Genomic DNA, 14,599 nt, shown 5'->3' on the forward strand with positions numbered 1-14,599 from the left:
TGGATGTAAGGCTCGGTCCTCACTTCGGTGGAATGTTTGGGCTTCCGTGTGTATAACTCCTAAAGTTCGTTTCCAAGAGGCTCCTCATTCAGCACGCTGCGCTTCCTCCGTTGATCGCTGAACAAGGCAAAGACGATGCCTGGAAGCAGCAGAATACTCGCAAAAGCATAGGTACGGCTGAAGGCCTCCACTGACGCATCTCGCAACCCACCTTCCGCCTGCTTCATCAGGACTTGAATTTCACTTAACTGGCGCTGCTGGTCAGCCTTGAAGGCAGATCGTTCTTCCTCAGACAATGCTAAGACAGCCTCCTCCAGATCATTGTTAAGCCTTTGTGATATTTCACCACCCGCAGCTCTATTGGATGCTGCAACACTGCCTGCTTTAACCATAGCGCCGAGCTCTTCCCCAAGCCTTTGCTTCACGATCGGCTGTAATACAGCATTCTCACGAATAGATTGCGCAGCATGCTCAGCAGCCGCCCCGATCCTATCATTGAAATTTTGTTGCAACACCGTCACGATGATGGCTACACCCAACACACTCCCAAGGGCTTTCGTCATATTCGTTATTCCCGATGAGATCCCCACCTTCTCTTCGGGGACATTGCGGATGGCGGAAGACATGACAGGAGCCATAACTAGCCCCATTCCCAGCCCGGCGATGCCAAGCGTAATTAGCACTTGCGACAGTGAAGCCTCCCCCTGAAGACCGCTCAAAGCATACGTAGCCCCGGCCATCACGGTTACGCCTGCAGCTGCGAACCAGCGGCTTCCATATTTACTCGACAGTGGTCCGGAAACCCCTGAACTCAAGATCGACCCCAGCGCAATCACAGACAAGACCAGACCCGCCTTCAATTCTGTCATCCCCATAATACGAGTCAGGAAAAAGGAAGTAAGCAGAGAGAGATTCATAAGTCCCGCCCCGACAATCAATAAAGTCAGCGCCGCTCCATTAAATGGACGTATTCTTAACAGCGACAACGGCATCATCGATTCCTTTCCCTTCCATTGAGTTACAAAGAAGAAGAGCAGTACCAAAACACCTGAGGTTAAAAGGCCATAGAATGCACCCGACTGCCAGCCATAATCCTGGACTTTAATTAACGCATACGTAATTAAAAACATACCTACCGAAATCCCTGCCATTCCCGCAAAATCAAGTGTGCGTCCAGCCGAGCTGTCTCTGGATTCCTTGATAAAGATAAGAACAAGAATGATACTGAGAATGCCTAACGGCACATTCACCCAGAATATCCATTCCCAGTTCAATTTCTCTGTAAGAATGCCGCCAAGGGCCGGGCCGCTCGCCGCCGCCAGACCGCCTACCGCACCCCAAATCCCGATGATCAATCCATGCATCTCCTTGGGGAAGGTTGTCGTCGTCAGCGGAATCGTAACCGGCACAATAATTGCTCCGGCCAACCCCTGAATGACTCTCAGCACAATCAGCATCTCTAACGAAGAAGAGAATCCAGCGAACAATGAAGCTGCAGTAAAGACGAATATTCCAATCAAAAACAACCTTCTGCGGCCAAATTGATCGGCCAAGCGCGATGCTGTGAGGATAAGCGCCGCAAAAGCCAGATTGTATCCATTCATTACCCATGAAATTTGCGAGACAGTCCCTCCGAAATGCTTCGTCATCTCTGGCAAAGCAACGTTAATAATCGTCGTGTCCAACAACGCCATAAAAAATCCCAATACGATAGCTGTAAAAGAAAAAATCCTTTTTGTTCGTACACTCATCATCCTCATCCCTCCAAATAACTGAACTTTAGTTCACATTTTAGATTATATGAACTAAAGTTCATGTTTGTCAACGAAAATTGAACCATAGTTCAACTTTCGTTGACACGCTAATTTCCCTCTACTACAATCGTTATAACAGGAGGGAATATACGCTATGAAGGACACAGACGATAAAACAAGAACGCCCCAGCAGGACCGGAGCATCAAAACCAAACAAGCCATTGTTACAGCAGCTATGGAGCTGTTTTCAAATAAGGGGTACCATCAGACTAATACCAAGCAAATAGCCGCCGCTGCAGGCGTTTCTACAGGAAGTTTCTACTCTTATTTCACAGATAAGAAGGCTGTGTTTATAGAAGTGCTGAAGTATTATAACGAAGCACTTCTGAGTCGTGTCGATGCTTCCCTTGCGGAGATTAACTTCGACAATTCTGACAAAAAGGCAGTCATCAGCCACCTTGTCGATAGCCTTATTTTATCGCACCAGGTCTATACAGGATTCCATAAAGAATTGTCTATCATGCAGCTTAGTGATGATGAAATCAAGCGATTAATGGACGAGCAATATAGTGTGGGACGTCAGATTACACTCGGTTACTTACAGTTAGACAAGGAAGAGGTCAATGTCGCGGATGTAGAAGCGGCTGCCATAGTGGTGTTCGAATCCGTAAGCACGGTTGTGGATACCGTCGTCTTTTCCAGCCGAAGCATTGCCGCAGAACGCTTAAAATCAGAGCTGGTCAATATGATTGCGAAATATTTATACGATTAATTGTTGTCATTGAATAGAAAAAAAGGATGCTCCGCAGCCTACGTTCATGGCCGGGAACATCCTTATTTATTCCGAATTATTGTTTAACGATAGTCTTTCCAGAAGTTATGCGGCTGCATATCTTTAGTGATAATCTCGAAGTGATACCCTTCCTTCTTCAGCGTCTCCAGAATTTGCGGCAGCACCTTCAGTGTGGCCTTCTGGTCATGCATCAGAATGATCGGGTTGCTCTGCGACTTCTTCAGATTATGAACCTGACTCATAACGGTGTTGTAGATTTTGGCGCTGTTCTCCTTGTACTTCCAGTCGTCCGAGTCTACATTCCAGTCCCAGAGGTGATACCCTTGCGTCAGAACCTTGTCTCTAAATGCATTGGTGAAATAAGGCTTACTGCCGTATGGCGGACGAATCAGGGAAGTACCCGTCCCAGTGATTTTCTTCAGGATGGCATTGTCGTTGTTCATTTCACCAAGAGCAGCGGCCGGGGAAGCGTAGAACTTCTCCTTACGGTGCGTCATTCCATGCAGGCCAAGACCATGGCCTTCCTTCGCAGTACGCTTAACCTGTTCAGGATAGGTGTTCATTTTCGGACCCAGCATGAAGAACGTCGCCTTCACCTTATACTTTGCCAGGATATCGAGCAGTTGCGTAGTGGTAGCCGACGGCCCATCATCAAAGGTCATGTAAACCGTTGTTCCTGGCTTTCCTGAATTAACAGGCGTAGTGGTCCCCGACGTTGTTGGGGTCTGAGAGCCAGTCCCAGTCATCGGCTGCAATTCCTTCTTATACTGGTTAACAAATGCCGCATCATTAAGTTTGGCTGCACTGTTCTGTACTCTCAGTAAATATTGCTCCGGAACATAGGAAATAGTATACCCCAGGAGTGCTGATACTCGTACCGGAACCATGAGCTTGCCACCACGTAGAAAGGTATCCATCGCGACCTTGCTTCCATTATTCAGCGTAGCTGTGGCATGGTCGTTCAACAGCTTGAGCGAAGAGCCTCCGGCATTCACACTGATTCCATCAGACAGCCCGTTCAGCGTCCAGCCCAATTCCTGCGCCAAATCTCGCAGCGGAACATAATAAGTATCTTTTACAGATACAGCCTCGATTCCGGTCAGTTTATCATTAACCCCTAGCTTCAGGGCTTGCAAGCCAGCAGCCTCACTTTCATGAACCCATCCTAAACTTACAAAAAATGCAATGAATAATAGCAACAACTTTTTAGTAGACACCGGCAGGATCTCCCTATCTATGTATATTTTCTATTACTCTACCATAGATACATAGAATGAAATTTGAGAGATTGTAACCAAGTGCATAAAAAGTTGTTACCAATTAGACACTATATTAAGTTCAGCGTATTTTTTCAAAAAATAGCGCAACTTTCGTCGAATCCTGTCACAGCAATAAAAAAGCGGTTAAAAACCGCATATTTGGAGCAAAATAATTGTGGCGAAATTAGTAACATTAGTGAATTATTGAACAAATTTCGAACAATTAAAAATATCCACAAAACAGCGTCACTACAGTGATCTATATCACATCATTAGAGAGTTGTAACAATTCCAACACAAATATTTAACGAGATCGCCATATTTAAGGACGCAAATAGGAAAAATGATAAAATATGTCTTTTGCAATCTACCCTCGGACTTCTTACTATATATAGAGGTTAATGATTTCGGCTAAAGATGAAGAATTATTGAAGGAAGGAGTTCAACATGAACAAAAAAGGGCCGTTATACGCTTTGTTCCTCAGCCTGATTCTCCTCCTGCCGGGTTGCAGTTCCATAACTGTATTGAACCCGAAAGGTCCGGCTGCAAGAACGATCTCAGACACGATCATCCTCTCCATACTGGTGATGCTCGGCGTTCTGGCTGTTGTCTACATTTTATACATCTTTGTTATTGTGAAGTACCGAGCGAAAAAGAGCAACGAGGGGTACATTCCACCACATGAAGAGGGCAATAAATGGCTGGAGGCGATTTGGATTGCCATTCCAATCATCATTGTATCTTTCCTTTCTGTGGTAACTGTAAAATCAACAAGCGCTGTAGAGAACGTTGCTGCAGATTATAAAAACCAGAAACCGCTTGTGATTTACGCCTCATCCTCGAACTGGAAATGGCATTTCAGCTATCCGGAGGAAGGCATTGAAACCGTGAACTACGTGAACATTCCTGTTCACCGCGCTGTAGAGTTCAGACTGTACTCTTTCAGCAGTATCACCAGCTTCTGGGTTCCTCAGCTCGCAGGGCAAAAATATGCGATGAATGACATGCTCACAACCCTTCATCTTTCAGCTGACACCGTGGGTTCCTATCTCGGCAGAAACTCGAACTTTAGCGGTAAGGGCTTCGCCCACATGGAATTTGAAACACTCGTCATGCCACAGAAAGATTATGATGGTTGGGTAAAGGATGTTAAGGAAACCGCACAACCGCTGACAGAGGATGAATTCAAGACATTGCTGAAGACCGATTTTGTTGGACGCAAAACCTACTCCTCTACCCACTTAACCTTCAGTCCGCCTCCAGGCAACCATGGTGATCATATGAGCCATGACGGCATGGAAATGGATATGGATAACGGCAATATGGAGCATAAGGAGAACAAAAAAATTCACCCATCTCCGGCGCCTTCTAGTGAGACCATATTTGACGGCAAACCCGATACAGAGGTTCAGCCGGTAGACGAGAGTACACACGAAGGACACCACTAGGCTCTATTGCCAGTGTGAATACCTGAAAGGAGTCATCCCTAATGGATTTGGAAAAGTTTAAGGTTCACGGAGGGGTCCTAATCTACGGAGCTATGGTCAGTATTGCGCTGGCCACGCTGGCGATTATCATTGGACTCACCGTTTTCAAGAAGTGGGGCTACCTTTGGCGCGAATGGTTGACTACAGTTGACCATAAACGCATCGGGGTTATGTATATCCTGGCTGCCCTGCTGATGCTGTTCCGCGGCGGTATCGACGCGCTTATGATGCGTCTGCAGACCGCAGCACCAGAAATGAAATTTCTCGACGCACAGCACTATAACGAGGTCTTTACCACGCACGGTCTGATCATGATTCTCTTCATGGCCATGCCATTTATCATCGGTCTGATGAACGTTATCGTGCCGTTACAAATCGGCGCAAGAGACGTGGCATTCCCGCGTCTGAACGCTGTCAGCTTCTGGCTCTTCTTCTTCGGAGCGATGCTGCTGAACATCTCCTTTGTTATCGGGGGATCGCCGGATGCCGGCTGGTCCGCATACTTCCCGCTGGCAAGCATTGAATTCAGCCCAACGGTAGGTAACAACTACTACTCTCTAGCGCTGCAGATCTCTGGTATCGGTACAATGTTAACAGGGGTTAACTTCATCGTAACCATCCTGAAGATGCGTGCACCAGGCATGAAGTTGATGCGCATGCCAATGTTCACCTGGTCTGTTCTGATCACCAACGTTATCATCGTATTCGCCTTCCCGGTGCTTACGATAGCACTGGCGCTGATGATGTTCGACCGCTTGTTCGGCTCTCAATTCTTTACGATGGCCAACGGCGGTATGGATATGCTATGGGCCAACCTCTTCTGGGTATGGGGACACCCTGAGGTATATATCGTTATTTTGCCGGCCTTCGGTATTTATAGTGATATCATCTCTACCTTCTCCAAAAAGAACCTGTACGGATATACATCCATGGTTGCAAGTATGGTCGTTATCTCGCTACTGTCCTTCCTGGTATGGGCTCACCACTTCTATACCATGGGTCAAGGCGTAATGGTCAACAGCTTCTTCTCCATCACTACGATGGCGATTGCTGTACCGACAGGGGTTAAAATATTCAACTGGCTATTCACGCTCCGAAAAGGGCGAATAACCTTTACCACACCGATGCTCTACACCTTAGCGTTTATCCCGATCTTTACAATCGGTGGGGTTACAGGCGTCATGCTGGCAATGGCCAGCGCCGACTATCAGTACCACAACACCATGTTCCTGGTAGCGCATTTCCACTACGTTCTGATTCCGGGTGCCGTGTTCGCCGTTATCGCAGGTTTCCATTACTGGTTCCCTAAAGTATTCGGCTTCCGCCTCAACGAACGTCTTGGCAAGCACGCCTTCTGGTGGATTATCATTTCCTTTAACGTCGCGTTCTTCCCACTGTTCATTCTTGGACTCATGGGTATGACCCGGCGGATGTACACCTACTCGGCAGAGACGGGCTTCGGTCCGCTTAATATGGTCTCCTTTGCAGGAGCACTTGGTCTGGCCATCGGGTTTGTCATTCTGGTCTACAATATCTACTGGAGTACTCGCTACATGCCACGGGATACCACTGGAGACCCATGGGATGCACGTACCCTTGAGTGGGCGACTAACAGCCCGATCCCGGCTTACAACTTTGCGGTTGTACCTACGGTAACAGACCGTGATGCATTCTGGGTATCCAAGCAGGAGAACATTCCTTTGTTTAAGGACGAAATCAAGAAGATTCATATGCCTAGCAATACTGGCAAACCATTCATCCTCGGTGTAATCTTCTTCTTCTTCGGATTCTTCATGGTATTCAGCATGTGGGTTCCGGCGATTGTTTCCGGAGTCGGCATTCTGATCACGCTTTGTGCGATGTCCTTCGACAGAGACCACGGATTCTATATTCCGGAGAAGGAAATTATCGCTACTGAAAAGAAACTGCGGGGTGAGACTGTATGAAAATAGATGCGTCCAAGCCGCTTGAATATTCAACAGAAGAGAACAGTAACAAGATTTTCGGCTTCTGGGTCTTCCTGGGAGCGGAAATCGCCCTCTTCGCTACATTGTTCACGGTTTACTTTGTACTTGTGGATCGCTTTGCCAGCGGTCCAAATGGCAGCGAGCTTTTTGAGATTGGTCCCGTACTGCTCGAAACATTCTTGCTCCTGACAAGCTCATTTACGATCGGTCTTGCCATTCATGCCATGCGGCATGGATACAAGAAGGCTATGATGTTCTTTTTCGGGATTACCCTGCTTATGGGTCTAGGCTTCCTTGCTATTGAGATTACGGAATTCTTCACTTATGTTCATGAAGGGGCAACACTGCAAACCAGCGCCTTCCTGTCCAGTCTGTTCGTATTGCTCGGCACGCACGGTGCTCACGTAACCTTCGGGTTCCTGTGGGGAACAGCCATCCTGATTCAAATAAAGCGTCATGGCATCAACCCAGCTACAGCGAACAAGTCGTTTATCTTCTCCCTGTACTGGCACTTCCTGGACGTTGTCTGGATCTTTATCTTCAGCTACGTCTACCTGAAAGGACTGATGTGACATGATGAAGCAACTGTTTCCAATTCGCCATGTGCTGGGTTATATCGCCTCTCTCGTCCTTTCTGCCGCAGCGCTGGCTGTGATTTACCTGGATCTGTCCAGAGCAGCAAACTTGGTAATTCTGGCCGTTACGGCGATCATTCAAGCATCCCTGCAGCTCTTCCTGTTCATGCACATTGGGGAGTCGGCAGATACCAAGAAAGAACTTTATCTCAATATCGCCTATGCCTTGTTTGTCGGCCTGGTAACGATCTTCGGAACCTTATTCATCTTCGTATGGGGCTGGTACGCTTAATTCCTTCAGAAGGAATTGCGGTATAGTTTGATAGTTAACAAGGAGTGTCCCACAGGCCGTGAATGGCTTCTGGGACACTCCTTTTGTTTGGTATAGGATAAAGATAAACAAAAAGCCGTGATTCCCCTTTGTGGAGAATCACGGCTTTAAATATCTCTTGCACCAATTATTCTTATATGAGCTTATACTCTATAACCTTTATGGCTTTTGACTTATAACTTAAAGCTCGCCAGACTCTTCTGCAGATCCTCTGCCAAGGTCGCCAGGTACTGGGCCGAGGCCGACATCTCCTCCATCGCTGACAGCTGTTCCTGACTGGCTGCGCTTGTCTCCTGAATGCCCCCAGCCCCTTTTTGCGAGATGGTATTCACCTGCTCCATAGATTCCGTAACGCCTTGGGACTCCCTAGAGATATGCCCAATCGATTCCCTGATCTCCTGCGTCTGCGAAGCAGCATCCTTTATAGAGCTTTGAATCTCGTCAAAGGCCCCGGAAACCAGCTTGCTCTGGCTTACACCGTGCGATACAATCAAGGACCCTTGCGCCATAGACTTTATTGCCAGCTCGGTCTGTTGCTGAATGTGTGTAATGATATCCGTGATCCTAAGAGAACTGCTACCAGTTGCTTCCGACAACTTCCGGATTTCTCCGGCGACAACTGCGAAGCCCCGGCCATGCTCGCCGGCTCTGGCTGCCTCGATAGAAGCATTGAGTGACAACAGGTTGGTCTGACTGGAAATAGCGTTGATTGTTGTAATAATGGTGCTGATTTCCTCGGACAGACGTCCAAGATTGGTAACGATCTCCTGGCTCTCCGCCACACTGGTATCAATCTGAACCATCTGATCGATAATTTCAGCTACTGCTTCCGCGCCGCGGTCTGTCGAGCCGGCAGCGACATCCATGAGCGATGCCATCTCATAGCTGCTGCGCTCTACCGCTGAAATATCCTCTGCCATGGACTGCACAGATTGCGCGGTACGGGTAATACTGCTAACCTGCTCATCAAATCCGATGGCAATCTCACTTGAAGTTTCGGCAATCATCTGTGAGGCATGAGCCGTCTGTGCGGCGCTGGCACTCATCTCTTCGGAAGAAGCAGATAGCATCTCGGCACTCTCCGAAACGGATTGCATCATCCTTCTCAGGCTGCCCACCATACTGTTGAAGGAGCGGCTGATAATACCGATCTCGTCTTTGGAATCATATACAGCCGTCGCTGTCAGGTCGCCTTCTTCCGCCCGCTTCATTAACCCTTGAAGCTGTTTGAGCGGCACAGTAATCAAGCGAGTAATAATTACACTAAGCACAACGCTGATCAACATAATACTCGCAATTAGGATACCATTCAGCAGTTTAAAATTGCTTGCATTTACTGATGTAGAAGTTTTGTGAGCTTCGGCTTCTTTAAGCAGCAAATCTACCATATCATTCAGTATCGAAATCATTCGCTGCCGGGATTCACTAAACTCCTTCCCGTTGAACAAACGGTAGGCTTCGGCATTCAGGTTATTGTCGCCGAGATGAAGAATGTTCTCCCGCTGACTCCGGTAGTCTGGAAGCAGAGCAGAATACTCATTCATTTTAGCTGTGATTTCTTCATTGCTAAAAGTTACAGTCTTGAGTTCAGCAAAAAGCTCATTATTCGTTTTCATCGTAGCTTGGATACTGTCTGACAGTTCCTTACTCTTTCCGTTTACTTCTGTAAGCATATTCTCCAGAAGAAAGGAATCAATCGCCCGTGAATTCCCACGGAGTTGGGTGACGATTGAGATCGGTATCAAATTCTCATCATAGGTTTCTTCGGAGCGTTCTGCCATCCGATCCGTGGTAATGATCCCCAGAATACCTACGGCAATCTGCATGCCAATGACAAGGATCATTAGCAATGTCATTTTTTGTTTCACTTTCAAATTTCTCATTATCCCATCCCGCCTTCTTGGTGACTAACTATCCTAATTATCGGCGAAAACCGTCAAATTCTTGATGTTATATTTGAATAATTTGTCGAATTTAAATATTAGTTGTCGGTTGGTGTCTGCAGCAAAAAAGGAGGAACTAATAGTAGTTCACTCCTTTTGCAATAATCCATATTTTTTACGAAAACGCTCCAGCACTTTGATCCAGCCCCCGGCGAGCAGCGACAGGAAAACTACATTAGACACCGCATGGGCAAGGTCAAAGTAAAAGCTCGCGATATATGCCGACACGACCAGCTTCCAGCTAAACGCATCCGGCAGACTGATCAAATACCAAATGTTCATAATCCAGCCAAACAGGAAGCCCCAGACAAAGCCGAAGATAAGCATCCCTGTCCTTTTGCGCATCCACCAGGTTCCCCGCAGCCAGCCTGCCGTCAGGCCGATCATCCCCCAACAGAACATCTGCCAAGGTGTCCAGGGACCCTGGCCAAAGTAGATATTGGAGACCAGCGCTGCTACAGCACCGATGATAAACCCCGCTTCTGCACCGAAGACATAGGCAGAAAGTATTACGATGGCCGATACCGGCTTAACACTGGGCAACGCGGCAAAGGGAATGCGGCTGACCGCTGCTACCGCTGACAGTACAGCGAGCAGCACCAGCTCCCGTGATTCAATCGGCCGGCGTTCCAACCCTGCAAAAAGCGGGAACAGCGCGGCCCCCAGCAGAACCAGACTTAGCAGAATATAATGACTGTCCTTGAGCGCTGCTGTCAGGGCCAAGGCAACAATAAATACGGCCAGGGCGATCAGGACCGGGAAACGAAAGCGGGCCATTGCCGGGTCACCTCCTCTACCGTTAAGGCTTGCGGCAACCAGTCCCGCACCATGCGATTCACTGCCGTCGTATAGAAATAATTAGCGCTGAAAAAGCGCTCCGGCGGGCCTTCTGCCGTAATCCCGCCATCAAAAAGCAGCGCACAGCGGGTCGCATAGCTAGCCGCAAACTCCACATCATGGGTAACGACGATGATGCTCTTACCCAGCTCCCGCAGGTGAAGCAGCAGACTCGCCAGCTTCTCTTTAGCCGCGGGATCCAGTCCCTTGGTCGGCTCATCCAGCAACAGGATATCCGGTCTCAAGAGCAGCACCATCGCCAGAGCCAGCTTCTGCTGCTGACCTCCGCTGAGATCATGGGGATGACGTTCCAGCAGCTCTCCAAGCTCAAAGATGTCCAGTAGCCCATCGATTTCCTCCTGGGCCTCCGTAGCGCTTAGGCCGCCGTACTCAGCCATCTGCCGCAGTTCCTCCCGCGCCGTATCCTGGCTAAAGTATAACAGCGGGTTCTGGGCGAGATATCCCGTAGAACTGCCTTTGGCCAGATCTATACGTCCCCGTTGCGGTTTCGCCAGCCCATTCAGGAGATGAAGCAGTGTAGACTTACCCGCACCGTTACCGCCCAATATAGCCAGAAGCTCACCCCGGAAAAGACTCAAAGACAGCTTCTTCAGCACCTCCGGTCCTTCCTTCTCATAGCGGAAGGTGATCTCTCTGGCCTTTAATATCTCTTCCGCTAAGGCGGATTCCCCTGAAGGTCTACCTGATGGGATGGATGAACGCTGGCTACCACCAGCCTCTATGGCCGCTGAATGATGTTCTGCAGACGGACGGGCACCTTCTCCTTCACGATCAGTACGCCATTCTCTTTGCAGCCATTGCTTGCCCTCACGAACGGTCAGAGGGATGGAATTAGCGCCTTCTAAGGCCGCTTCAGCAGTCAAACCGAGATATACCCTTGTCGCAGCAGGAAGATACGCCAGATCAGACGGGGAAGCAGTTCCTCCGCCAAGCTTTACAGAAATTTCACGCGCTGTACCTTCGGCTTTAAGCTTGCCATCCTCCAGCATCAGTACACGATCCGCCAGTGGAAGAACCTCCTCCAGACGATGCTCGCTAATAATCACTGTCACAGACATCTCCTCGTTCAGGCGACGCAGCATTTGGATGAACTCACGGGCGGCAATCGGATCTAGCTGTGAGGTCGGCTCGTCCAGTAGCAGCACCTTCGGCTGGAGAACCAGAACAGAGGCCAGATTCAGCAGCTGCTTTTGCCCACCGGAAAGCTCATGCACCGGCTTGTACAGCAGCGGCTCCAATCCGAACAGCCCGGCGATTTCCGCCAGTCTGCTGCGCATTACCGGAAGCGGATAACCCAGATTCTCCATAGAGAAGGCCAGCTCATGCCAGACCGTATCCATCACGATCTGAGCCTCCGGGTTCTGAAATACCATCCCGATCTCGGCAGCAGCTATCTCTGGTGACCATTCCCCCAGCGGTAGCCCCCGATAATACACGGTACCGCTGCCGGTCCCCACCGGATTCAATTCACGCTTCAGGTGGCGTAGCAGCGTGGTCTTTCCACAACCTGAGGGACCGCATAGCACCACGAACTCGCCCTCCCTTACCGTGAACGAAAGCTCATGAAGCGAGTCCCGGGCTTCATCGGGATAGCGGAAGGATAGCCGTTCCGCTGTGATGATCTCCATATCCATTTCTCCTTTCCTTCCAGCCCTAACGGGATCAGTACAAACAGGCAAAAGCTTGCGTATACAACCGCTTCCTGCCAGGTGTATTCCAGCGGCTTCAGCCGCGGATAAATCTGCATCGTGCCATAACCTTGCAGCCAGCCTAGCAGTGGAATCAGGCCACTAACTACTAGCATTACCAGGACGAAAATATCCTGCCGGTCCATCTTATAATTAGCGTAACTGCTGCGTTTGCTTACCCCATAGCCGCGAGCTTTCATGGAATCAGCCGTTTGCAGCGCTTCCTCCAGCGACCAGGTTAGAAGCACCTTCAGCAGCGTCATCCCGTCCTTCATTCTTTTGCGCACACTGCCTTTTCCAGTGTCAATCCCTCTTGTTCGCTGAATCTCAGTAATCTGGCGGAGCCGCCGTTGAAACAAAGGCACAAACCGGATCGACATCAAGGTCAGCAGGGCGCTTTTTGGAGCCACGGAAGAGAATAGATACATGAATTTGTCCGTCGTTACTGTGTAGTTGTAAGACACAAACACAATAAGGATCGTCAGGAGCACCAGCATCATCATCAGTCCGTACAGAATCGCTTCCAGCGTAACTGGCTGGTCCATGAAGTAGAACAGAATATTGGAACCTCGATGTGAGAAAAAAGGATTAAGTACGGACACCGACCCGGCCATCAGCAGGTAAAAAGGCAATCCGCGCAGCAGGGTCTTCCCCTGCCCTTGCAGCAGCAATAAACCTAGCACACCAATCAGTTCTGTCATCAAATATACAGGATGAAACAACAGCGCTGCGAACAGCACTAACCCGGCATAATACACAATCGCTACAGTAGGGTGCATGGAGCGGAAGCCGCTACTCATGGAAACTGGGCTCCCAAGTCCTTACCCAGATTAAGTGTGTACAGCCAATCGATCACATCGCCAGGCTTCACATCATAGATTCCCGCGCTTTTATCCGGGAACACTCCGTTCACCCGGTACATCCAGCCACTTTCTGAGCCTCGATCAAATTCATACAGGTTGTCGATACCTTCCACGTAGGCAAAAGCTTTCGTTCCGCGGTATTCCATCTGTACCTTGTTCTTACGCGTAATCCGCTTCAACAGGTCCAGCACGGTATCGCCCTTCTCTACTTCCATAGCTACCGGGGATAAAATCGTCCCCAGCTCCTTATCGCCCACAATGGAAATCGTGGCCGTAGCTGCTGCATCCGACTTCGCCACCGGCGCTACAGTAGCCGGTTTAGCCGTAGCCGACGGCTTAGTGGTCGGCTTGGCTGTTGCCGCCGGCGCTGTGGCTACGGCGGTCGCTGCAGGCTTCGCCGATGGCTTCGGCGAAGCTGTGGACCCCGCTGCTGGCGCTACGCTTGCAGCGGGTTTGGTTGGAGCCGCCGTGGCCTTCGCCGGCGGCGAGGTTACGGGCGCTGCTGCGGCAAGCGCAGCGCCTTGCTCTGACGTCGCCGCCGAAGGGGCCGGCGACGCTTTGCCGCCAGCCGGCGTAGCATCGGCTGCCGGCGGCGGGGTCTGCTGCGGGCCACCAGCCGCAGCAGCGTTGTCTTCGCCGGCGACTGCGGAGCCGGCGGCCTCCCCTGCGGCAGCGCTGCTTGGAGCGCCGCTAGTATTCGCGGCGTTACCCACACCGGTGCCGTCAGCGCCGCCAGTATTCGCAGCGTCACCCGCACTGCTGCCGTCAGTATTTGCCGCGTCGCCGCCAGCATTACTGCTTCCAGCGTCACTATCATTAGCACTGTCACTGGTGTTGCCGCTCTTAGCAGCTTCACTATTCTTGCTATCTTTGTCATTTACATGTGAGGCTTGATTGGACCCCGAGACTTGCTGGTCCCCGGATGAGCATCCAGCGACCAGCAGCACTGCGGTCAGCAGCGCAGCTACAAAAGCAAGCCAACGCTTGGAATGGTTGGACATGAACCTGAGCACCTCCATAGAATAACGCAGTTTCGCCGCTCTATCAGAGCGGCACCTGCTACTTGCAAGTGATGTACAA

General features: G+C 49.8%; 12 protein-coding genes. 5 read left to right on the forward strand and 7 right to left on the reverse strand.

Annotation, left to right across the window (positions count from 1 at the left end):
• Positions 1-59 precede the first annotated feature (59 nt).
• Complete coding sequence (locus ACFVU8_RS25665) at positions 60-1,754, reverse strand: MFS transporter (RefSeq protein WP_387431099.1); 1,695 nt, start codon at positions 1,752-1,754, stop codon at positions 60-62.
• Positions 1,755-1,908: 154 nt separating this feature from the next.
• On the opposite strand from ACFVU8_RS25665, the gene ACFVU8_RS25670 reads away from it, so the two are divergent.
• Positions 1,909-2,526, forward strand: coding sequence for a TetR/AcrR family transcriptional regulator (locus ACFVU8_RS25670; RefSeq protein ID WP_387431101.1), 618 nt, complete (start codon positions 1,909-1,911; stop codon positions 2,524-2,526).
• An 83-nt stretch (positions 2,527-2,609) separates the two neighbouring features.
• Here the strand turns inward: ACFVU8_RS25670 and ACFVU8_RS25675 are convergent, their stop codons facing one another.
• Complete coding sequence (locus ACFVU8_RS25675) at positions 2,610-3,764, reverse strand: polysaccharide deacetylase family protein (protein ID WP_387431103.1); 1,155 nt, start codon at positions 3,762-3,764, stop codon at positions 2,610-2,612.
• Positions 3,765-4,253: 489 nt separating this feature from the next.
• Between ACFVU8_RS25675 and qoxA the strand changes: the two genes are divergently transcribed.
• From qoxA to qoxD, 4 genes are read left to right on the forward strand one after another with little or no spacing between them, the layout of a single operon-like run.
• The gene (gene qoxA / locus ACFVU8_RS25680; protein WP_387431106.1) at positions 4,254-5,255 is read left to right on the forward strand and encodes a cytochrome aa3 quinol oxidase subunit II; all 1,002 of its coding nucleotides are present in this window, start codon (positions 4,254-4,256) and stop codon (positions 5,253-5,255) included.
• A gap of 41 nt (positions 5,256-5,296) precedes the next feature.
• Entirely contained in the window at positions 5,297-7,240 is a 1,944-nt protein-coding gene (gene qoxB / locus ACFVU8_RS25685; RefSeq protein ID WP_066377162.1) for a cytochrome aa3 quinol oxidase subunit I, read from the forward strand.
• Positions 7,237-7,833 (forward strand): cytochrome aa3 quinol oxidase subunit III, encoded by a 597-nt coding sequence (gene qoxC, locus ACFVU8_RS25690; RefSeq protein ID WP_175373855.1) that lies wholly within the window; start codon positions 7,237-7,239, stop codon positions 7,831-7,833. Before qoxB ends, qoxC begins: the two co-directional genes overlap by 4 nt.
• Before the next feature lies 1 nt (position 7,834).
• Positions 7,835-8,128, forward strand: a complete 294-nt coding sequence (gene qoxD, locus ACFVU8_RS25695; protein WP_175373854.1) for a cytochrome aa3 quinol oxidase subunit IV — start codon at positions 7,835-7,837, stop codon at positions 8,126-8,128.
• Between the two features lie 212 nt (positions 8,129-8,340).
• On the opposite strand, the gene ACFVU8_RS25700 is transcribed toward qoxD, so the two are convergent.
• From ACFVU8_RS25700 to ACFVU8_RS25720, 5 genes are all read right to left on the reverse strand, one after another.
• Complete coding sequence (locus ACFVU8_RS25700; RefSeq protein ID WP_387431109.1) at positions 8,341-10,050, reverse strand: methyl-accepting chemotaxis protein; 1,710 nt, start codon at positions 10,048-10,050, stop codon at positions 8,341-8,343.
• A 147-nt stretch (positions 10,051-10,197) separates the two neighbouring features.
• The gene (locus ACFVU8_RS25705) at positions 10,198-10,887 is read right to left on the reverse strand and encodes an ECF transporter S component (RefSeq protein ID WP_175373852.1); all 690 of its coding nucleotides are present in this window, start codon (positions 10,885-10,887) and stop codon (positions 10,198-10,200) included.
• Complete coding sequence (locus tag ACFVU8_RS25710) at positions 10,860-12,596, reverse strand: ABC transporter ATP-binding protein (RefSeq protein ID WP_387431112.1); 1,737 nt, start codon at positions 12,594-12,596, stop codon at positions 10,860-10,862. The genes ACFVU8_RS25705 and ACFVU8_RS25710 overlap by 28 nt, the downstream gene beginning before the upstream one ends.
• Positions 12,512-13,456 (reverse strand): energy-coupling factor transporter transmembrane component T, encoded by a 945-nt coding sequence (locus tag ACFVU8_RS25715; RefSeq protein WP_387431114.1) that lies wholly within the window; start codon positions 13,454-13,456, stop codon positions 12,512-12,514. The genes ACFVU8_RS25710 and ACFVU8_RS25715 overlap by 85 nt, the downstream gene beginning before the upstream one ends.
• Entirely contained in the window at positions 13,453-14,520 is a 1,068-nt protein-coding gene (locus tag ACFVU8_RS25720) for a DUF4430 domain-containing protein (protein WP_387431116.1), read from the reverse strand. Before ACFVU8_RS25720 ends, ACFVU8_RS25715 begins: the two co-directional genes overlap by 4 nt.
• Positions 14,521-14,599: the final 79 nt, after the last annotated feature.

Origin of the sequence: Paenibacillus sp. NPDC058177, assembly GCF_042883835.1 — a bacterium.
GTDB classification, from domain to species: Bacteria; Bacillota; Bacilli; order Paenibacillales; family Paenibacillaceae; genus Paenibacillus_AQ; species Paenibacillus_AQ agri.

Coding starts and splice junctions, on each gene's coding strand:
- ACFVU8_RS25665 (WP_387431099.1), bottom strand. CDS start 1,754: ATGATGAGTGTACGAACAAAAAGGATTTTTTCTTTTACAGCTATCGTA.
- ACFVU8_RS25670 (WP_387431101.1), top strand. CDS start 1,909: ATGAAGGACACAGACGATAAAACAAGAACGCCCCAGCAGGACCGGAGC.
- qoxA (WP_387431106.1), top strand. CDS start 4,254: ATGAACAAAAAAGGGCCGTTATACGCTTTGTTCCTCAGCCTGATTCTC.
- qoxB (WP_066377162.1), top strand. CDS start 5,297: ATGGATTTGGAAAAGTTTAAGGTTCACGGAGGGGTCCTAATCTACGGA.
- qoxC (WP_175373855.1), top strand. CDS start 7,237: ATGAAAATAGATGCGTCCAAGCCGCTTGAATATTCAACAGAAGAGAAC.
- qoxD (WP_175373854.1), top strand. CDS start 7,835: ATGATGAAGCAACTGTTTCCAATTCGCCATGTGCTGGGTTATATCGCC.
- ACFVU8_RS25700 (WP_387431109.1), bottom strand. CDS start 10,050: ATGAGAAATTTGAAAGTGAAACAAAAAATGACATTGCTAATGATCCTT.
- ACFVU8_RS25705 (WP_175373852.1), bottom strand. CDS start 10,887: ATGGCCCGCTTTCGTTTCCCGGTCCTGATCGCCCTGGCCGTATTTATT.
- ACFVU8_RS25710 (WP_387431112.1), bottom strand. CDS start 12,596: ATGGAGATCATCACAGCGGAACGGCTATCCTTCCGCTATCCCGATGAA.
- ACFVU8_RS25715 (WP_387431114.1), bottom strand. CDS start 13,456: ATGAGTAGCGGCTTCCGCTCCATGCACCCTACTGTAGCGATTGTGTAT.
- ACFVU8_RS25720 (WP_387431116.1), bottom strand. CDS start 14,520: ATGTCCAACCATTCCAAGCGTTGGCTTGCTTTTGTAGCTGCGCTGCTG.